This window comes from Novosphingobium sp. KCTC 2891 (assembly GCF_025938155.1).
Lineage (GTDB): Bacteria > Pseudomonadota > Alphaproteobacteria > Sphingomonadales > Sphingomonadaceae > Novosphingobium.
This window is the reverse complement of sequence record NZ_JAPCZG010000001.1, coordinates 1-19,894: the sequence shown is the minus strand read 5'-3', so window position 1 is coordinate 19,894 and position 19,894 is coordinate 1. Positions and strand designations below refer to the sequence as shown.

Genomic DNA, 19,894 nt, shown 5'->3' with positions numbered 1-19,894 from the left:
TTCAGAGCGCCTCGACGATGGTGACGTTGGCGACGCCGCCGCCTTCGCACATCGTCTGGAGGCCATACTTGCCGCCGCGCGCCTTCAGGCCGTGCAGCAGGGTCGCCATCAGCTTGGTGCCCGAAGCGCCGAGCGGGTGGCCCAGCGCGATCGCGCCGCCATTGACGTTGAGCTTCGCCGGATCGGCGCCGACGTGCTTCAGCCAGGCCATCGGCACCGAGGCGAACGCTTCGTTCACTTCGTACAGGTCGATGTCTTCGATCTTGAGGCCCGCCTTCTTGAGCGCGCGGTCGGTGGCGAACAGCGGCTCTTCCAGCATGATCACCGGATCGCCAGCCGTCACGGCCAGCGTGTGGATGCGCGCGAGCGGGGTGAGGTTGTACTTCTTGAGCGCGGCTTCCGAGACGACCAGCGCGGCGCTGGCGCCATCGCAGATCTGGCTGGAAGTTGCAGCCGTCAGGCGGCCCTCGGGGCTGAGCAGCTTGACGCCGGCGATGCCTTCGAGCGTGGCTTCGAAGCGAATGCCTTCATCGACGGTGTGCTTGGCCGGGCCGTCCGGGGTTTCGATGTCGATCGGCACGATCTCGGCATTGAAAGCGCCCGATTCAGTCGCGGCCTTGGCCTTGAGATGGCTCTCCAGCGCGAACTGGTCCATCATGTCCTTGGACAGCCCGTGCTTGCGCGCGATTTCCTCGGCGCCGCCGAACTGGGTCCAGCCCGCTTCGCCGTAACGCTCGACGATGCCCGGCGAACGGTAGTTGCCGAGGCCTTCCTTCATGAACAGGATGGCGGGCGTGCCCATCGGCACGCGGGTCATGCTCTCGATGCCCGCGGCGATCACCACGTCCTGCGTGCCGCTCATGATGGCCTGCGCGGCGAAGTGGATTGCCTGCTGCGAGGAACCGCACTGGCGGTCGATGGTGACGGCGGGAACCGATTCCGGCAGAACCTTCGACGCCAGAACCGCCATACGGCCGACCTGCTGGGCCTGTTCGCCGCCCTGGCCCACGCAACCCATGATGACGTCCTCGACGGCGGCGGGATCGATCCCGCTGCGCAGCACGAGTGCATCGAGCGTGTGCGCGGCGAGATCGACCGGGTGCACCCCGGCCAGACGACCACCGCGCCGCCCGCCGGCGGTACGCACTGCATCAACGATATAGGCGGTGCCCATGACTTCGACTCCTCTCGAACGATCCTATTTAATTGAACGATTAAACAGGACACAGGAGGTGGTCAAGCGGGCATCACGCTGATTCTTGTGTCAGGCCTCCTGCCCGATCAGCCGGTCGGTCCGCGCGGCGACCTCTCGCCACAGCCCGTGCCCACCCAGAACGGCCACCCGGCGGCCCAGCGCCTCTGCCCAGAACGCATCGTTGCCGAACTCGCTGCGCCACGCCATGAGCCGGCGCGTATACCGGTTGAGCGCATATTCCATGGTGAAGCCAATGGCGCCATGCATCCGGTGCGCGATCGGAGTCGCGCGGTCCACCGCAAGGCCCAGCCGCATCTTGGCAGCCGCGATCTCGAACCCGGCATCCCCGACATCGAGCGCCGCGGCACAGGCAGCAGCAGCGGCGTCGACTGCGGCTGCTTCCTCCGAAAATTCGGCCAGCGCCTGTTGCACCGCCTGGAACTTCGCCAGCGTGCGCCCGAACTGGACCCGCGTATTGACGTGGTCGATGGCCAGCGTGAACGCCGATTCCAGCGCACCGGAAGCTTGCGCGACGCGGGCGAAAGCCCCCAACCCGTCAAGATCGGCGGCGCACGGCGCGCTTGCGGCAGGCGCGCCCGTCAGCTTGACCAGATCGGACGGCTCACCGGCCAGCGACGTGCCTTCCTCGACCGTGAACGCGCCCCGGGCATGGAGCGACAGCACGCCGTCCGCGACCGAGACCACCGCGTCGGCATGGCGGCCGAAGGGCGTGCGTCCGCTGCGCCCCACCAACGTCACCAGCCCGGCCGGCGCGGCGATGCCGGCCTGCGCCAGCAGCGCGTGCGCGATGATCGGTTCGGCTACGGGCGCGGCCACGGCGTTCAGCCCGGCCAGCCGCAGCACGGCCAGCACGTCGCCCCAGTCACCGCCGAAGCCGCCCTGATCGGCAGACACCAGCAGGCTTGCAAAGCCGGCCTCCGCCACGCGCGGCCAGGCGGCCTCGAAAGATGCGCCGGCAAGGTCGGCGAACAGGCCTTCGGCCATCTCGACAAGAAGTGCGCGGTTCTCGCTCATCGGAAATTCCTCACCGGAGCCCCAGCCCCTTGGCAATGATCCCGCGCAGCACTTCGGGCGTGCCCCCGCGCAGGGAAAAGCTGGGCGCGGCCAGCAGGTAATAGGCGAGCAGCTGCGACAGCGCGCTGCTCCCGGCAAGATCAACATCGACCGCTGCCTGGACCAGACGCGGCAGCGCCTGCTCATAGGCGTTGCCCAGATCCTTGACGATCGCTGCCTCCACGATGGGATCCTCGCCAGCATCGAGCTTGGCCGCGGTCGACATCGACATCTGCCGCAGCGTCCACATCTCGGCGGTGAGCCGGCCGATCTGCTGCGCGATTTCGGGCGTCGGCTCCGGCCCGATGGCATCGATCAGCGCGACCAGCAGGATGTGGCTGGAAAGGTAGCGTTCAGGCCCCGAGCGTTCGAGCGCAAGTTCGGCCGTGACTTGCTTCCAGCCCTGCCCTTCCACGCCCACCAGCGCATCCAGCGGCAGCAGCACGTCGTCAAAGAAGATCTCGTTGAAGTGGTGGGTGCCGGTCATGTCGATGATCGGACGGATGGTGATACCCGGCGTATCGAGATCGATCATCAGCTGCGACAGGCCCTGCTGGCGCTCGCTGCCTTCCTCGGTGCGCAGCAGGGTCAGCGCGGCATGGCTCTTGTGCGCGCCGCTGGTCCACACCTTCTGGCCGTTGACGCGCCAACCTTCCTGGGTCCTGCGCGCCGATGTCCGCACGCTGGCAAGGTCCGATCCCGAGTTCGGCTCGGACAGGCCGATACAGGCGTAGATTTCACCCCGCGCCATGCCGGGCAGGTACTTCTCGCGCTGCGCCTCGGTGCCATAGCGCACCAGCAGCGCGCCCGTCTGGCGATCCGCAATCCAGTGCAGCCCCGCCGGCGCGCCAGCCGCAAGCAGTTCCTCCAGCACGACATAGCGTTCCAGCATGGTCCGCTCGTGCCCGCCATATTGCTTCGGCCAGGTCATGCCGAGCAGCCCCGCCGCGCCAAGCGCCTTCGAGAACTCGGCATCGAAGCTGAACCAGCAGTTCGCGCGCTGGAGCACGGACCAGCGGTTTTCGTGCTGCGCAACAAGATCGCGCACCTGCTGTCGCAGCGCCGGGATATCGCCTTGCGGGCGGAACGGGTGGAGCGGGAATATTTGCATCGCCCACTGTCGTATGGCAGCCCCGAATCAACAGCAAACCGAAAGGTCCGTTTTCATGAGCGTGAAAACCGGCCGAATAATCGAACCTGGAGGAGATGCGTCGTGACCACCCCGTTCCTGTCCGTCGAGCGCTACGGCCGCGTGGCCGTGCTCACCATGAGCCGGCCCGAATCGATGAACGCCATCGGCACCATCGAAGACTGCGACAACATCGTCGAAACCTTCTTCGCGCTGGGCAACGACCGCTCGGTCAGCGCCATTGTGCTCACCGGATCGGGCCGCGCCTTTTCCAGCGGCGGCAACATCAAGGGGATGCAGCAACGTCAGGGCATCGGCGTGCTGGAACAGCCCGATTCCACCCGCGCCAACTATCGCCGCGGCGTGCAGCGCGCCACGCGCGCCATGCTGGATTGTGAAATCCCGATGATCGCCGCGATCAACGGCCATGCCATCGGCCTCGGCCTCGATCTTGCCTGCCTGTGCGACGTGCGCGTCGCTGCCGAAAGCGCGAAGATGGCGGCAAGCTTCATCAAGGTGGGCATCGTCCCCGGCGACGGCGGCGCGTGGACGCTCCAGAAGATCGTCGGCTATTCCAAGGCGGCGGAACTGTTCCTGACCGGCCGCACGTTCGATGCCGCCTATGCGCAATCCATCGGTCTTGTCGGCACCGTGGTGCCCGATGCCGAACTGATCGACGCCGCCGTGGCGCTCGGGCAGGAAATTGCCGCGAACTCCCCGCGCGCGCTGCGCCTCACCAAGAAGCTGCTGCGCGAAGCCCAGCACGCCCGCGCGCACGATGTGCTGGAACTTTCCGCCGCGTTCCAGGCCATCGCGCACGAGACGCAGGACCACAAGGAAGCCGTCGCCGCGATCCTTGAAAAGCGCGCGCCCGTGTTCACCGGCGAGTGACCCCGTGACGGGCGAGGCGCAGTTCATCGCCGCCCTGCGCGGCATCGCCTCCTCGCCCGCGGCGCGCGGGCTGGCCGACGACTGCGCCGTCCTGCCCTTCGGCGGCGAGACGCTGGTGCTCACGCACGACATGATGGTCGAAGGCGTCCACTGGCTGCCGGGGCAGGACGCGGCCGATGTGGCTTGGAAGCTCGTCGCCGTGAACTTGTCCGATCTCGCCTCCAAGGGGGCGGAGCCGCTCGGCGTGCTCCTCGGCTATGCGCTGGGCAACGATGACGCGCGTTTTCTCGCCGGCCTTGGGGAAGTGCTACAAGCGTTCGGCGTGCCGCTGCTCGGCGGTGACACCGTTGGCGGAGAGGGACGGCGTTCGCACGGCCTGACGGCGCTCGGCCGGGCGACCAGCCGGGCCATCCCCTCGCGCTCGGGTGCCCGCGCGGGCGACGACCTATGGATCACCGGCCCGGTCGGCGGGGCAATGCTGGGGTTCGAGGCGCTGCGCGATGGCCGCACCAACGTCGACACGCTCGCTTTCCGCCGCCCGCGCCCGCGCCTTGCCGAAGGGCGCGCGCTGGCCCCGCTGGTCACGGCGATGATGGACGTATCGGACGGGGTGCTGCTCGATGCTGCGCGCATGGCGCAGGCCAGCGGCGTGACCATCGCCATCGACCGCACCGCCGTGCCGCTTGCCCCCGGCCTGCCCGCAGCGCGCATCGACGAGGGGCTTTCCTGGGGTGACGACTACGAACTGCTGTTCACCCTGCCCGCGGACATTGCGCCTCCCTGCCTGGCGCACCGCATCGGGCGCGTCCTCCCCGCCGGGCCGGATTCGCTGCTGCTGGATGGCGCGCCGCCCGCAGGAAAGCTGGGTTACGAGCACGATTGACCGAGATCATCGAAAGGCTTGCGCACCCCCAATAAACCTATAGCCTCCCCGTCAACCCGCAACGACGGGGTGCGGCCCTTCGGGGCCGGTTGAATAAGGGGGATGCCAACGTGAACTTAGTCGTAACCGCAATCATATTGGGGTTGCTGGCCGTCGTGTACGGCTTCGTGACCAGCCGGCAGGTGCTTGGTGCGCCCGCCGGTAATGCGAAGATGCAGGAAATCGCCGGCGCCATCCAGGAAGGCGCGCAAGCCTACCTCAAGCGCCAATACACCGCCATTGCCGTCGTCGGCGTCGTCGTGGCCGTCATCGTCGCGCTCACGCTCAAGCCCATCGCTGCAACGGGCTTCGTCATCGGCGCCGTGCTTTCGGGCGTGGCCGGCTTCATCGGCATGAACGTCTCGGTGCGCGCCAACGTCCGCACCGCTGCCGCCGCGCAAAGCGGGCTGCAGGCGGGCCTTACGCTCGCGTTCCGCGCGGGCGCGATCACCGGGATGCTGGTGGCGGGCCTCGCGCTGCTCGCGATCGCGGGCTTCTTCTGGTATCTGACCGGCCCCGCCGGCTTCGCCCCCAACGACCGCACCGTCGTTACCGCGCTCACCACCCTCGCGCTCGGCGCGTCGCTCGTGTCGATCTTCGCCCGTCTGGGCGGCGGCATCTTCACCAAGGCGGCCGACGTCGGAGCCGACCTTGTCGGCAAGGTGGAAGCGGGCATCCCCGAGGACGATCCGCGCAACCCCGCCGTCATCGCCGACAACGTGGGCGACAACGTGGGCGACTGCGCCGGCATGGCTGCCGACCTGTTCGAAACCTACGTCGTCACCGTGGGCGCCACGATGGTGCTCACCGCACTGCTGGTGAAGGGCGTCGACAACCTGATGGCGCTGATGAGCCTGCCGCTGCTGATCGGCGGCGTGTGCATCGTCACCTCGATCATCGGCACCTACTTCGTCCGCCTCGGCAGCTCGAACAACATCATGGGCGCGATGTACAAGGGCTTCCTTGTCACCACCGTCCTTTCCATCCCGGCGATCTGGTGGGCCATTTCCCACGCGCTCGGCGGCATGGAAACGCCGATCGGCGAACAAGGCTTCACCGGCCGTACGCTGTTCTACTGCGCGCTGGTCGGTCTTGCCATCACCGGGCTGATCATCTGGATCACCGAATACTACACCGGCACCAACTACCGCCCGGTGAAGTCCATCGCCAAGGCCTCGGTCACCGGCCACGGCACCAACGTGATCCAGGGCCTTGCCATCAGCCTTGAAGCCACCGCGCTGCCCACGCTTGTGATCTGCGCCGGCATCATCATCGCCTACCAGCTCGCCGGCCTGATCGGCATTGCCTATGCGGCCACCGCGATGCTGGCGCTGGCCGGCATGGTCGTCGCGCTGGATGCCTACGGTCCTGTCACCGACAACGCCGGCGGCATTGCCGAAATGGCGGGTCTCGAGGATTCGGTCCGTGAAAAGACCGACGCGCTCGATGCCGTGGGCAACACCACCAAGGCCGTTACCAAGGGCTATGCGATCGGTTCGGCCGGCCTTGCCGCGCTCGTCCTGTTCGCCGCCTACACCACCGACCTGCGGGAATTCTTCCCGTCGCTGAACGTCAACTTCAGCCTTGAAAACCCGTATGTCATCGTCGGCCTGCTGCTCGGCGCGCTGCTCCCGTACCTGTTCGGTGCGATGGGTATGACCGCCGTGGGCCGCGCCGCCGGCGACGTGGTGGTCGATGTGCGTGAACAGTTCGCCAACGATCCGGGCATCATGGCCGGCACCAGCCGCCCCAACTATGCCCGCACCGTCGATCTGGTCACCAAGGCAGCGATCAAGGAAATGATCGTTCCCTCGCTGCTGCCGGTGCTTGCGCCGATCGTGGTCTACTTCGTGATCGCGGCGGTGGCCGGTGCCGAAAACGGCTTTGCCGCACTCGGGGCCCTGCTTCTCGGCGTCATCGTCAGCGGCCTGTTCGTCGCGCTCTCGATGACCTCGGGCGGCGGCGCGTGGGACAACGCCAAGAAGTACATCGAGGACGGCCACTTCGGCGGCAAGGGCAGCGATGCCCACAAGGCCGCGGTGACGGGCGACACCGTCGGCGATCCCTACAAGGACACCGCCGGCCCTGCCGTCAACCCGATGATCAAGATCACCAATATCGTCGCGCTGCTTCTGCTCGCGGCTCTTGCAGGTCACGCGGTGGGATAACCTTCGCGCAGACAACCCGAGTTTGGGGAGAGAAGGCAACCCCGTCCGGAGCGATCCGGGCGGGGTTCGCTTTTTGGCGATGCCGGTCGTTTGGCACCCCGCGATTGACGTTGACGCAAACGTAAAGTCGTAGCATCGAGTTGCGATGAGCAACGATTCCCCCGCCCCCGTGCTTTCGCCCGAAGAGCTTGTCGCCGATCTCCTCGAACTGCTTGATGTCGAAGATCGCGGCGGCGACCGATTCCGTGGCCGTCGCAAGAAAGGCGGCGTCGGCCGCGTGTTTGGCGGGCAGGTAATCGGGCAGGCGCTCGCTTCGGCGGAACGCACCGTGCCGGACGATCGCCCGGTCCACTCGCTCCACGCCTATTTCGTGCGGGGCGGCAACGAGGATTTCGAGATCGACTTCCGCGTCGAGCGAGACCTTGATGGCGGCAGCTTCTCCAACCGCCGCGTGGTCGCCAGCCAGCAGGGACAGACGATCCTCAATATGCTCGCCTCGTTCCACAAGCGCGAACCGGGCGTCCATCATCAGGAACCGATGCCCGAAGTGCCGGCTCCGGAAACGCTTGAAAACGAAGTCACGCTGCGCCGCCGCGCCGCCGAGGCCGTGGGCCGCACCTTCCGCGAGAACCTGCGCCAGCGCCCCATTGAGATGCGTCCGGTCGATCCCGGCCGCTGGATACGCGAGGACGCGCGCGAGGCGATTTCCCATGTCTGGTTCCGCTCGGCGGCCGCGCTGCCGGACGACCCCAAGATCCACCGCGCAGTGCTCGCCTATGCCAGCGACATGACCCTGCTCGGCACCTGCACTATGCCGCACGAGGACATCAGCTGGGTCAAGGGCACGCTGATGAGCGCCAGCCTAGATCACGCGATCTGGTTTCACGACGATTTCCGCGCCGACGAATGGCTGCTCTACACCTGCGACAGCCCTTGGGCGGGCCGGGCGCGCGGCTTCAACCGCGGCCGGATCTACACGCAGGACGACCGGCTGGTCGCCAATGTCGCGCAGGAAGGCCTGATCCGCCCGATCACACCCAAGCCCTGATAGGGCGCTTCAGGGCTTGGCGGGACAGTCCAGCCCTTCGGGCATCCGGATCATCGCGCGCACCACCGCACCCAGCACGCGCCCGTCGCTGGCAGGACTGGCCAGTTCGCCAGCAAGGCCGTTGAACACGCGACAAGTGCCGCCGTCGGTTGCGCCGCCGCCATACTTGTTGGCGATGCCGGTGGCGTAGCGATCAAAAGCGCGCGGGCCGGCGGGTGCGAAGTAGCGGTGCATCGCCGTATCGGCCGCGCCGAAGCGCGCGGCATGGGTGCCGACCATCCGGTCGAACGTCGGCCGCATATCCACCCCCGCGCGTGCACAGCGCAGCGACACGGCCATCATCATCGCCTCGAATTCGACCACCCGCGCGGCCTCGGCGATCTCCGGCCCCGCGCAGTTCGCCGCTTGCGCGGCCTGCCCCGCGACCAAGCTGGCCAGCGCCGCCGCCAGCACCGCGCCCTGGCGCATCAACGCGCCGCGCCGCATGGGCGCACCGGCACCGCCATCAAGGCATCGAACGTGCGCACCATCGCTGCCTGCGCCGAAAACGTCGCTGCCGCATCGGCCTGATAGGAGCGGGATTCCGCCGCCAGCGCATTCATCGCCTCGGTGTCGCGCCCCAGCTGGTAGCCATCGTAGATGCCCTGCAACTGCGTGAGATAGGCCACAGCCGCATCGTTGTTGCGCTTCGCCGCCTCCAGTGCGGGGGCGTAGATGCCATCATGAAACCGGTTGCGTTCGTCTGCCGAACAGAAGCTGGTCGGCAGCGTGAGGTCCGGCACCGGCGCCAGTTGCGGACGCGCCGGTAGCGCATGGCGGGACGAAACGGGGGAGACGGCCGCCACCGCCGGGGGCAGCGACGTTGCGCCGGCGCCCGGCGTTTCCTGCGACCGCGCCAGTTCCGCCAGCATCTGACCCAGCATGGCGCCACTGGCGGCCGATGCGGCCGGGGACGGCAGCGGCGCTCCAGGCGCGGCTGGCAGCGGCATAGGCATCGCCATGGCCAGCGCGGGTCCGTTGCCCGCGGGCCTTGGCGTGCTGACGGGCGTCGGCTCGGCGGGCGCGACCGGCGACGCGGCTGGCAAGGCAACCTGGGGTGCAGGGGCGGGTGCTGCCACCGTCGTCGCTGCCTTGCGCAGAGCCGCCACCTTGGCCCGCGCGATCGGCGCGAACGTGCCGGTGGGATATTGCTGGAGATAGGCTTCGTAGAGCGCCGGATCCTCGCCGTTGCCCACCGATTGCCAGAACGCCAGCTCGAACGGCGACCCGACGCCATTGGCGGCCTGTGGCACGCCCTGCGCCTGCGCGAGTGGCGCCATCGCCAGCCAACCAAGCGTCAGCGCTGCCGTCAGGCAAAGTCGTTTCCGCGAAAGTCCCGATGCCATGCGCCCGATCCCGTCCATCGTGCGCCCCGTTTCCCGATCGAAGCGCCGCCATGGTGCATGGGCTACACCAGCATCCTGCACGGACTTTCAACAGGACAGGTTATCGGCCCGGAAACGATGTTTTCACCCTCCGGGATGGTAGAAGTCATAGACGGTCTGCGCCACCGCGGCGCTGACGCCGGGGGCGCGCTGCAAGTCTTCCAGGCTGGCCGCGCGCACTTTGCCCGCCGTGCCGAAGTGCAGCAGCAGCGCCCGCTTGCGCGCCGGGCCGATGCCGGGAATTTCGTCCAGCGGGCTGGCGGTAATCGCGCGGCTGCGCTTTTCGCGGTGCGCGCCGATGGCAAAGCGGTGGACCTCGTCGCGCAGCCGCTGAAGGTGGAACAGCACGGGCGAATTGACGGGCAGCATCTTCTCACGCCCGTCAGGGAAATGGAACACTTCGCGCCCCTCGCGGCCATGGTGCGGCCCCTTGGCAATGGCGATCAGCGGCACATCCTCGACGCCCAGTTCCTCCAGCGCTTCCTTGACCGCGCTCATCTGCCCCTTGCCACCATCGATCAGCACCAGATCGGGCCAGGTGCCGTTCTCGCGGTCGGGATCGTCTTCCTGTGCGCGCGCAAAGCGGCGCTGGAAGACCTCGCGCATCATGGCGAAATCGTCGTTCGATTGCGCCGCCTTGATGTTCCACTTGCGATACTGGCCCTTGAGGAACCCCTCCGGCCCGGCCACCACCATCGCGCCCAGTGCATTGGTGCCCTGGATGTGGCTGTTGTCGTAGATCTCGATGCGCTGCGGCACTTCGGGCAGTTCGAGGAACTCGGCCATCTCGCGGTTGGTGCGCGCCTTGGTCCCGCTTTCGGCCAGCCGCCGCTCCAGTGCCTCGACCGCATTGCGGCTGGCCTGCTCCATCAACCGGCGCCGGTCACCGCGCTGCGGCACCGAAACCTCGACCTTGCCGCCCGCGCTTTCGTGCAGCGCCTCGGCCAGCAGTTCCCCCTCGGGCAGGATACGGTCCACCAGGATCAGGCGCGGGGGCGGCACCTCCTCATAGAACTGGGCGAGGAACGCCGTCATCACTTCCTCCAGCTCCAGCCCTTCGGTGTGGCTGGGGAAGAAGGCGCGGTGGCCCCAGTTCTGCCCCCCACGGATGAAGAACGCCTGGATGCCGATCTGCCCGCCCTTCTCCGCCAAGGCGAAAACGTCGGCATTGCCCACGCCCTCGGCATTGATCGCCTGGCTGCCCTGGATGAACGTCGCCGCGCGCAGCCGGTCGCGCAGCATGGCCGCGCGCTCGTAATCGAGCGATTCGGCCGCCTCTGCCATCTGCCCCTCGATCTCACGCTGCACAGCACCGGACTTTCCGCCCAGGAAGTCCTTCGCCTGCCGCACCAGCTCGCCATATTCCGCCTCGCCGATCCGGCCTACGCAAGGGGCGGAACAGCGCTTGATCTGGTAGAGCAGGCACGGCCGGTCGCGCCGCGCCATGAAGCCATCGTTGCAACTGCGCAGCAGGAACAGCTTCTGCAGCGCGTTGATCGTGGTGTTCACGCTCCCCGCGCTGGCGAACGGGCCATAGTAATTGCCCTTGGCCTTGCGCGCGCCGCGATGCTTGGTGATCCGCGGATAGGCGTGATCGGCGCGCAGCAGGATGAATGGGAACGATTTGTCGTCGCGCAGCAGCACGTTGTACGGCGGGCGATAGCGCTTGATCAGTTGCGCTTCGAGCAGCAGCGCCTCGGCTTCCGAATTGGTGGTGACGATGGTCATGCTGCGCGTCTGGCTGACCATGCGCCGCAGCCGGTTCGACAGCCGGTCGACCTGGACGTAGCTCGCCACCCGGTTCTTCAGCGCGCGCGCCTTGCCCACATAGAGCACTTCGCCGCGCGCATCCTGCATCCGGTAGACGCCGGGCTTGGGCTTCAGCGTCTGCACCACCTCGCGGATCGCGGCCACGCCCGCCTCGATATCGGGCTGTTCGGCCCCGCGCACGGTGTAGGTCGCCTTCTCTTCGTGAAAGCGTTCGGCACCTTGGGGACTGGTCGGAGATCCGGCGGGGGTACGGGGCATGGGTCGTGAGATAGGGTCTGTTCCGCGCGGGTCCAGCCAATTTCAGCGCTGCGGCCACCAGCGGAGGAACGATTCCCCCTCCGCCACCCGGAACGCGCACCCCGTCGAGCGATCAATGGGAAAGCGGCCGAAAAAGCGCAGGGCTTCGGCATGGGAGCGAAGCGGGTGGACGGTGTTCGTGCGTGCGTCGAACACCACCGTGTCGCCATAGGGATACAGCGTCGGCTCGCCGTATTCCTCGATGTGGATGCCGTCGGGCGCCACACGCGTGGTTTCGGTAATCGTGTCCGCCTTCAGACCGTGCGCCCCGCTGTCGAGCGCGAGCCGGTCGACCAGCCCCCAGCTCGAACTGAAGACAGGCGCCGCGCCGTGATAGGGGCAGGCACCATAGAGCAGCACCGTCTCGCCATCGCGCAGCCCCCCCAAGGCCCCGCGCATTCGCGCATAGAGGTCCTGCTGCACCGTCCACGCCTCGCCCCAGGTGCGCGCGACGGTAACCTGCATGAAAATCCCGCAGGCGCACCATGTGCAGAACAGCACGCGGGCCAGCATCGGCCGCCTTGCCCCCAGCCATTGCAGCCCTGCCCACGCCGCGAACACCACCGACAACGCCGGCCCCAGCGCAACCCGGTTACCGATGCCGAACAGGCTTGACCCGTAGGACATCGAAGGCACCAGCGGCATAAGGCCCAATCCGAACGTCAGAACCGCACAAGCGACGAGGAACAACGGACTGACTGCCGGTTCTTCGGTCGCCGATCCGCCGAACGGCACGCGTGACCGCGCCGCCAGAACAATTACCATCGTCACCAGCAATGCAGCCACGGCCGCCAGCGGGGAAGCGAACGGCCCCAGCGCCATCCTGACCGCGTAGACCGGCAGGGCCAGCCCCATCGAACCGAACAGGTTGATCGCCGCCCAGCCGGGCACCACCACCACCGCGCGCAGCAGGTGCAGCGGACTTGTGGTCGCCACCATGTCGGCTGCCACCACCAGCTTGAACTGCATCGCGAGGTACACTGCGGCACCCAGCACAAGCGACATGGCCAGTGCGGCCCGGTCGCGCGGCAGATCGCGCCACCCCACACCGTGCAGCGTGCGGGCGAACACCGGGATCGCACACATCGTGAAGCTCAGAACCTCGTAGGACAGGCTGCTTGCCAGCCCCAGCGCGAACAGCAGGACCAGAGTCGGCGCGCGCGGCGCCCTGCCCTCACGGCTGCACCTCAGCACGATCCGCAGCACCAGCGCGAAGAGCAGCAGCGACAACGCCGCCTGATGCGCCGCGAACCACAGGCGGATCGTCAGATAGTCCGGCAGGCAGACGAACAGCAGCAGCGCATCGGCGGCCCCCTTCCGCATCGCCGGCACGGTGCGCAGTGCGTCATGCATCACCAGCACCGCCAGCGCGAACATCGCCGTGTTGAAAAGGTGCGGAAACTGCACGCTGCCGGGGGCGACTTTGCCATAGAAGATGAACAGCAGGATCTGCAGCGGCCGCACCGCGACATTGTCGTAGATCAGCGCGCCCTGGTAGAGGTCGGCCACACTGCGATGCGGGGCATCGCGGAAAAGCGCCAGAAATGCCCAGTCATCGGTATAGAGGCCAAGCCCGGGCAGATAGAACAGCGCGGGGATCAGCACCGCCGCCAGCAGCGCCAGCCGCTCGCGCCAGACAGGGTCGCCCGCACTTCCGCCCACAAGCGTGCGCGCGCCGCCAAATCCCATCAAGATGCCCCCTGCCGACCCTACGTGATGCTGCGGAGGTCGTCCGAAGCCCCGCGATAATACTGCCGGTGCGATGGATGTCACCATGTCGGCACCGCCATCTTTCCATCAGCCACGCCAGACCGGCCGCCGCGCCGATGCCCGCGTCCGTCTCGGCATTCCCTGCACGCTGGTGCTGCTCAGCGGCAATCTTGTCGGCCAGTTAGAGGACGTCTCCTGCACAGGCGCGCGGATCATGCTGTCTCCGCCCGCCGCGATCGGGTCCGAAGGCGTGATGGTGGTGAACGGTATCGAGGCGTTTGGCGAAGTGGTCTGGGTCCGCGCCGGGCGCGTCGGCTTCCGTTTCGACGAACGTCTCCCGCTCGACATCGTGGTGCGCCTGCGCCACTTCGCCGACAGCTTCAACGAACACGAGCGCCGCCGCCGCGAACGGCTGGCGCAGGAATTCGTCACCGGCCGCCGGTCTTCCTGATTTCCCCACGTCCCTCCCGCGTCAGAACTGCTTGCGGAATTCCAGCTTGAACACCCGGCCCGCCGGATCGAGATAACCCGGCTGGTAACGCAGCGGCACATCGCCGTTCGCGTCCGTCACGCGCTGCTGCGCATCGAAAAGGTTGTCCACGCCCAACGACAGCCGCGCGCCCTTGAAGAAGGGCACCTTCTCGACCAGCTTCGGCTGCCTGCCAAGATCGGCAAATACCCGCAGGTTGACCTTGGCGATCGGGGCGAAGTCCAGCCGGGTCGATCCCGGCGCACCGCTCGCATCGACGTGCGTGCCACCCGTGTAGGTGCCGTTCACGCGCAGCCCGAAGCCGCGATAGAACCCGCCGCCCTCCAGCTGAAAGCTGTGCCGCGCCACACCGCCGCCCGAAACGGCGTCGCCGTCCAGCAGGTCCAGCACCGCGCCGCCCGGGACGATCTGCACCCTGTTCATGAACTGGATGGTGTGGGTCAGCGACAGGTTCCACCGTCCGCGCCCGTCGCCACCGCCGCCGGGGCCACCGCCGCGCATACCGCGCCCGAAACCGCCGCCGAGAGGCGGACCACCCGCACCGGCGCCGCCCGGAGGCGGACCGCCGGCCATCATCCCCCGCATCCCGCCACGCCGTGCGTTGGGGTCGGGCTTGCCGAAACTGCCCGACAGATTGATGCCAAAACGCAGCCGTGAGCTTGTCTCCTCGGCGAACGTCACCGGGCTCTGGTCCACCGAGACGATCCGACCCGCCGCGTCGCGCACCACCCGCCCCGGAAACGCGGCTTCCACTTCGGGCGTCAGCAGCGGAAAGGCGTTGGTAGTGTTGGTCGACCGGTTGCGAAAATATTCGACGATCAGCGACGAGTTCTTGAGGAACGGCAGATCCCAGTTCGCAGCCAGCTTGATGTCGCGCTGCTGTTCCTTCTGCAGGTTTGGATTGCCGCCCGATATCACCGTGGCGAGCACCGATTCCCCCCGCGTGAAGTCATAAAGCGCCACGCCCGTGGTCACCGTGGTCGGCGCGCCCAGATCCGAAAGACCCGGTGCAGCCTGCGTCGCGATATAACTGGCGGACAGCGACAGCTTCTCGGTCAGTGCCCAGGTCAGACCCGCCCCATAGTCGGTCAGGCTCCCGAAATCGGACAAGTGATGCACTTCGCCGTTGAGGTTGAGCGAGAGGTCGCCCACCCCCGCGCCGAAGTTCTCCCGCCGGCTGGTAATCGGCAGGTCCAGGCTGAACCCCGCCTGCGCGTCCCCGCGCGTCAGGCTGGTCTCTCCGCTCAGGGTTCGCGTGTCCGAACTGCGGATGCCGGAATAGGCATAGCCCGCCTTGACCGTCAGCGAAGCCTCCCCCCCCGGCAGGCGCAGCGGCTGGCCGGTCAGCGTGGCAAGCGAGGTGAAGCTGTTGGTGCGGCTGCGCGCCCGATCCGGCCCCACTGCCGCGATCGCGCTGCCGGGCAAAGCACCCGACGCGGAAATCGTCCCCGCATCGACCAGCGCCTGCAATCCTGAAAGATCCGCGCGGTTGTCGATGGTGCTTTCGGTAACGACGTGGCTACCGTCTGCCGTCAACGCGAGCTGCCACCCGCCTAGCGGCTTGTTCAGTGCGGCGCCTGCCGAAATCGTCGTCGTCCGCTTGCGCGTGGCGAGCGGTTCCGGCGTCAGCACACTGCGCGCATAGGCGGTGCCGTCCGGGTCCGTCAGCACCACCGAATTCAGGCCATTCAGGCTCCGACTGTCGTCGCGCTGGAGCAGCGCGTTCACGGTCAGGCCCGCCCCGCCCCCCAGCGGCTTCGCCAGTGTGGCATTCAGCGCGGCGCTGCGCGTATCCGCCAGCAACGTGCGATAGTCGGCCGGCACGGGATCTCCGGTCACCGCCGTGCCTGCGCCGCCAGCCTGCACGATACCGCGCTCGCCCTCGGTCAGCGGGCTCTGGTCCTCGAACGTGCCGGTCACGTTGAACCGCGCGCCGTTGTCGATCCGCGCCAGCGTCAACTCCTGCTTCCAGTCGCTATATCCGCCCCCGCCCGGCAGGTTGAGGTCGGTCTCGCTGCCGAAACTGCGGAAGTTGTCCTTCAGGATGAAGTTCACCACGCGCTGGTCGGGGCGGTATCCGTATTTCAGCGCCACTTCCTCGGGCAACACTTCCACCCGGCGGATCGCCTCGGGCGGCAGCCCGCGCATCTCGCGGAAGCCCGAAATCCGCATCCCGTTGAGCAGCACCACCGGCGCCCCGTCGCCGCGCCCGCGCCCCGATCCGGTCTGCGGCGCCAGCGCGGACAGCAGTTCCTGGATCGAGCCAGCGCCGTAAGACGCGATTTCCTCTTCATCGAGCGTCACCAGCGGCGGCTGGACCGAGGATACCTGCCCCTTCAGCCGCGTCGCCACGACCAGGATCTCGCCTGCATCGTCCACCCCGTCGCCATTGCTGTCGACCGGCAGGTTATCGCCTCCGATCGACACGGGCGCGGTCGCCGTAGGGGCATCCTGCCCTTCGGCCGCGAAGGCCGGGGCGAAAGGCGTCAGCAGCGTGGCTGCGGCAAGAGAGGAAAGGCTTCGGGTCATCATCGATCTGGATTGCCTGCTGGAAGGAAGCCGAACAGTGCGAAACGGCTTCACGAGACAACACAAAGGCTGGCCGGACGGTCCCGGCCGGACAACGGGCAAATCGTATCAATTTGTCGCGTTGCAGCATGAAACGGGCGGCAACGGGCGGGCTTTTCTTTTGCCTTGCGGGCCGCTATGCGCGCGGCGCGCGGGCCATTGCCCGCACCTCGTGTTTCATTTGCCCCGACCAGCGAAAAGGCAGCTGACCCCGCCTATGGCGAAAGAAGAACTCCTCGAGATGCGCGGCGCGGTCGTCGAACTCCTGCCCAACGCGATGTTTCGCGTGCGGCTGGAAAACGGCCATGAAATCCTCGGCCACACCGCCGGGAAGATGCGCAAGAACCGCATCCGCGTGCTTGTGGGCGACGAGGTTCTCGTCGAACTGACGCCGTATGACCTGACCAAGGGGCGGATCACCTACCGCTTCATGCCCGGCCGCGGCGGCCCAGGCGGCTTCTGATCGCCAGTCCCATCGCACCGGCGGAAACGCCGCAACCGCGCGCACCGCTGGTTCTCGCCTCGGCCAGCCCGCGCCGGCTCGAACTGCTCGCGCGGCTGGGCCTCACGCCCGACCGCGTGCTCCCCGCCGATATCGACGAAAGCGCTCATCCGCGCGAACTGCCGCGCAGCCACGCGGTGCGGCTGGCCGCCGAAAAGGCCCGCGCCGCCGCCGCGCTGGCACCAGACGCCTTGATCCTCGCAGGCGATACCGTGGTCGGCGTCGGCCGCCGCATCCTGCCCAAGGCAGAGGACGAGGCAACCGCCCGCCAGTGCCTTTCGCTGCTCTCGGGCCGCCGCCACCGCGTGTTCTCCGCCATAGCCACGCTCGCCCCCGACGGTACCCTGCGCGAAGCGCTGAGCGAGACGGTGGTGCGCTTCAAGCGCCTGACGGACGACGAGATCGACGCCTATATCGCGGGCGGCGAATGGCACGGCAAGGCCGGCGGCTATGCCATCCAGGGCAGCGCCGAAGGCTTCTGCGCGTGGCTTTCGGGCAGCCATTCGGGCGTGGTCGGGCTTCCCCTGTTCGAAACCCGCCGCCTGCTGCGCGCCGCAGGACTGCCAATTGCCTGAATGGCTCCATGAAGCCGGGATCGGCGAGGAACGCGCCATCCTGGTCGAGGGCGGCACCATTCTCGCCGCAAGGATCGACTGGGGCGAACCGCTGCGCCCTGGCCTCGTCGCCCGCGCGCGGATCGTCCGGCGGCTGGCCGGCACGCGGCGCGGCATGGCACGCTTCGCGGACGGTACCACCGCGCAGGTCGATTCCCTGCCACCCGAAGCCACCGAGGGCCGCGACCTGCTGCTGCGCGTCACCCGCGCCTCGATCGCCGAGCGCGGCCGCACCAAGCTGGCACAGGCCCGCCCCGCCGGTGCTGACGAGGCTCCCCGCCCCGCGCCCACCCTGCTCCATACGCTCGCGGACGAGGATCATCCGGTGCGCGCAATGCCCGCCACCGACCGCCGCTTCGACGAGGCCGGCTGGCACGAACTGGTCGAAGAAGCGATGTCGGGCGAAATCGCCTTTCCCGGCGGCAGCCTGACGATCAGCCCAACCCCGGCAATGACCCTGATCGACATCGACGGGTCACCTCCGCTGCCCGGCCTGGCGCTGGCCGCCGTGCCCGCCATCGCCGCCGCCCTGCCCCGGCTGGACATCGGCGGCTCGATCGGCATCGACTTTCCCACCCTGTCGGAACGCAAGGACCGACAGGCGGTCGACGCCGCTCTGACATCAGCACTGGCTGGCTGGCGCGGTGAACGCACCGCCATGAACGGCTACGGCTTCGTCCAGCTCGTTGCGCGGCTGGAGCGCCCCTCTCTGGTCGCGCGCTTCGCCCGCGATCCCGTGGGAGCGGCCGCGCGCATCCTGCTGCGACAGGCGGAACGGGTGTCCGAACCCGGCGTCCTCCTGCTCACCGCCCACCCCGCCGTGCTGCGCGCAGTTTCGCCCGCGTGGGAAACCGAACTCGCGCGGCGGACCGGCCGCGCCATCCGCCGCCACGAGCAACCGGGGCTTGCCCTTGCCGCCGGTTTCGCGCAGGCGGTGCCCGCATGACCACCCGTCCCTCGCAAAAGCGCTGCCCGATCTGCGGCAAGCCCCGCAGCGAAGCCCACAGCCCGTTCTGCTCCCCCCGCTGCCGCGATCGCGATCTGATGCGGTGGCTGGAGGACGGCTACGCCCTGCCCGGCCCGCCGGTCGACCCCGAAGACACCGAATAGGGCTTCCCAAAAAATCTGCATGACGGGGCTGGACAAGCCGTCATCGCTTCGCCATAGGCGCGCTTCCAACGCCCGAAGCCGCCAGAAAGCGCGCGACGGAGACGATGCCCGGGTAGCTCAGTTGGTAGAGCACGTGACTGAAAATCACGGTGTCGGCGGTTCGACTCCGTCCCCGGGCACCATTGCCTACTTTCGAGGCATCCAGAACCTTCCATATACGTCCAAAAAATGGCTGATTTCCGCCATTTCTTTGGAGATCGATCCCGCTTGGGTCCTCTGACTGCCAATTGCAGCCGGACGGATTGATGGTATCGTTGATGGTACCCCGCAAATACCATCATTGCGATACCATCATGCCCCTCACAGCAACCGCGATAAATGCCGCAAAACCAAAGGCTAAGGCCTACAAACTGACCGACGGGATGGGCCTGTATCTGCTGGTCACTCCCACCGGCGGACGGCTGTGGCGCATGAACTATCGCTTTGCAGGCAAACAGAAGACACTCTCCTTCGGAAACTTTCCCGACCTGTCGCTGGCAAAGGCCCGCGAGTTGCGGGCTGCAGCCCGAGAAGCCCTTGCCTTGGGGCGCGATCCCGCAGAGGAACGGAAGGCCCGAGAGCGAGAAGCCACTGCCCGACTCATCGAAACTTTCGGCGTCATCAGCGAGGAATGGCTCGATCGCCTCCAGCTCGAAGGGCGCGCAGAAAAGACTCTCGCAAAACTTCGTTGGATGGTCAGCATGGCGACGCCAACGCTCGGCCAACGACCAATTGCGGAAATCACTGCTCCGGAGCTGCTCGATGTCCTGCGATCGATCGAGGTCCGTGGGCGTTACGAAACCGCAACCAGGCTGCGGAGTGTTGATTGCCGCTGAGAAGTGACCCGGGGTTTTCACCGAGAAGTGACCCGCCTGCAGGTTATGTTTCGAGTATCATCGGTGGGTCAAGATGCGGGTTTCTCCTTTCGGGGTCTTGCCTGCTG

The 19,894-nt window shown here is 67.4% G+C and carries 18 protein-coding genes and 1 tRNA gene; 11 read left to right on the top strand and 8 right to left on the bottom strand.

Going from position 1 to position 19,894, the window contains the following annotated elements:
• Position 1 precedes the first annotated feature (1 nt).
• The 3 genes from OLX02_RS00095 to OLX02_RS00085 all read right to left on the bottom strand — a co-directional run bounded on the left by OLX02_RS00095 (position 2) and on the right by OLX02_RS00085 (position 3,380).
• A complete protein-coding gene (locus tag OLX02_RS00095) occupies positions 2–1,174 on the bottom strand; it encodes an acetyl-CoA C-acetyltransferase (RefSeq protein ID WP_264419301.1) in 1,173 nt (390 codons plus the stop codon).
• Between the two features lie 90 nt (positions 1,175–1,264).
• A complete protein-coding gene (locus tag OLX02_RS00090) occupies positions 1,265–2,230 on the bottom strand; it encodes an acyl-CoA dehydrogenase family protein (protein ID WP_264419300.1) in 966 nt (321 codons plus the stop codon).
• Positions 2,231–2,240: 10 nt separating this feature from the next.
• Positions 2,241–3,380, bottom strand: coding sequence for an acyl-CoA dehydrogenase family protein (locus OLX02_RS00085; RefSeq protein ID WP_264419299.1), 1,140 nt, complete (start codon positions 3,378–3,380; stop codon positions 2,241–2,243).
• 102 nt (positions 3,381–3,482) lie between these two features.
• On the opposite strand from OLX02_RS00085, the gene OLX02_RS00080 reads away from it, so the two are divergent.
• From OLX02_RS00080 to OLX02_RS00065, 4 genes are all read left to right on the top strand, one after another.
• The gene (locus tag OLX02_RS00080; RefSeq protein ID WP_264419298.1) at positions 3,483–4,289 is read left to right on the top strand and encodes a crotonase/enoyl-CoA hydratase family protein; all 807 of its coding nucleotides are present in this window, start codon (positions 3,483–3,485) and stop codon (positions 4,287–4,289) included.
• A 4-nt stretch (positions 4,290–4,293) separates the two neighbouring features.
• Positions 4,294–5,172 (top strand): thiamine-phosphate kinase, encoded by an 879-nt coding sequence (gene thiL / locus OLX02_RS00075; RefSeq protein ID WP_264419297.1) that lies wholly within the window; start codon positions 4,294–4,296, stop codon positions 5,170–5,172.
• A 110-nt stretch (positions 5,173–5,282) separates the two neighbouring features.
• A complete protein-coding gene (locus OLX02_RS00070; RefSeq protein ID WP_264419296.1) occupies positions 5,283–7,379 on the top strand; it encodes a sodium-translocating pyrophosphatase in 2,097 nt (698 codons plus the stop codon).
• Positions 7,380–7,524: 145 nt separating this feature from the next.
• Positions 7,525–8,427 (top strand): acyl-CoA thioesterase, encoded by a 903-nt coding sequence (locus OLX02_RS00065; RefSeq protein ID WP_264419295.1) that lies wholly within the window; start codon positions 7,525–7,527, stop codon positions 8,425–8,427.
• 9 nt (positions 8,428–8,436) lie between these two features.
• Here the strand turns inward: OLX02_RS00065 and OLX02_RS00060 are convergent, their stop codons facing one another.
• The 4 genes from OLX02_RS00060 to OLX02_RS00045 all read right to left on the bottom strand — a co-directional run bounded on the left by OLX02_RS00060 (position 8,437) and on the right by OLX02_RS00045 (position 13,607).
• Positions 8,437–8,895 carry a hypothetical protein gene (locus OLX02_RS00060; RefSeq protein ID WP_264419294.1) on the bottom strand — a complete coding sequence of 153 codons (459 nt, stop codon included), beginning with the start codon at positions 8,893–8,895 and terminating at the stop codon, positions 8,437–8,439.
• On the bottom strand, positions 8,895–9,812 hold the full coding sequence (locus OLX02_RS00055; RefSeq protein WP_264419293.1) for a hypothetical protein: 918 nt from the start codon (positions 9,810–9,812) through the stop codon (positions 8,895–8,897). Before OLX02_RS00055 ends, OLX02_RS00060 begins: the two co-directional genes overlap by 1 nt.
• A 123-nt stretch (positions 9,813–9,935) precedes the next feature.
• A complete protein-coding gene (gene uvrC, locus OLX02_RS00050) occupies positions 9,936–11,879 on the bottom strand; it encodes an excinuclease ABC subunit UvrC (RefSeq protein WP_264419292.1) in 1,944 nt (647 codons plus the stop codon).
• A 42-nt stretch (positions 11,880–11,921) separates the two neighbouring features.
• Positions 11,922–13,607 (bottom strand): hypothetical protein, encoded by a 1,686-nt coding sequence (locus OLX02_RS00045; RefSeq protein ID WP_264419291.1) that lies wholly within the window; start codon positions 13,605–13,607, stop codon positions 11,922–11,924.
• An 85-nt stretch (positions 13,608–13,692) separates the two neighbouring features.
• Between OLX02_RS00045 and OLX02_RS00040 the strand changes: the two genes are divergently transcribed.
• Positions 13,693–14,079 (top strand): PilZ domain-containing protein, encoded by a 387-nt coding sequence (locus tag OLX02_RS00040; protein WP_264419290.1) that lies wholly within the window; start codon positions 13,693–13,695, stop codon positions 14,077–14,079.
• A gap of 21 nt (positions 14,080–14,100) precedes the next feature.
• Here OLX02_RS00040 and OLX02_RS00035 read toward each other — a convergent pair whose 3' ends face one another.
• On the bottom strand, positions 14,101–16,647 hold the full coding sequence (locus OLX02_RS00035) for a TonB-dependent receptor domain-containing protein (RefSeq protein WP_264419289.1): 2,547 nt from the start codon (positions 16,645–16,647) through the stop codon (positions 14,101–14,103).
• Between the two features lie 256 nt (positions 16,648–16,903).
• Between OLX02_RS00035 and infA the strand changes: the two genes are divergently transcribed.
• The 6 genes from infA (at position 16,904) to OLX02_RS00005 (ending at position 19,787) form a co-directional block, all read left to right on the top strand.
• The gene (infA, locus tag OLX02_RS00030; RefSeq protein ID WP_264420292.1) at positions 16,904–17,149 is read left to right on the top strand and encodes a translation initiation factor IF-1; all 246 of its coding nucleotides are present in this window, start codon (positions 16,904–16,906) and stop codon (positions 17,147–17,149) included.
• Positions 17,150–17,160: 11 nt separating this feature from the next.
• Positions 17,161–17,763, top strand: a complete 603-nt coding sequence (locus tag OLX02_RS00025; RefSeq protein WP_264420290.1) for a Maf family protein — start codon at positions 17,161–17,163, stop codon at positions 17,761–17,763.
• The gene (locus OLX02_RS00020) at positions 17,756–18,748 is read left to right on the top strand and encodes a ribonuclease E/G (protein ID WP_264419288.1); all 993 of its coding nucleotides are present in this window, start codon (positions 17,756–17,758) and stop codon (positions 18,746–18,748) included. The genes OLX02_RS00025 and OLX02_RS00020 overlap by 8 nt, the downstream gene beginning before the upstream one ends.
• Positions 18,745–18,912 (top strand): DNA gyrase inhibitor YacG, encoded by a 168-nt coding sequence (gene yacG / locus OLX02_RS00015; RefSeq protein ID WP_264419287.1) that lies wholly within the window; start codon positions 18,745–18,747, stop codon positions 18,910–18,912. Before OLX02_RS00020 ends, yacG begins: the two co-directional genes overlap by 4 nt.
• Before the next feature lie 106 nt (positions 18,913–19,018).
• A tRNA-Phe gene (locus OLX02_RS00010) sits at positions 19,019–19,094 on the top strand.
• 171 nt (positions 19,095–19,265) lie between these two features.
• A complete protein-coding gene (locus tag OLX02_RS00005; RefSeq protein WP_264419286.1) occupies positions 19,266–19,787 on the top strand; it encodes a tyrosine-type recombinase/integrase in 522 nt (173 codons plus the stop codon).
• Positions 19,788–19,894: the final 107 nt, after the last annotated feature.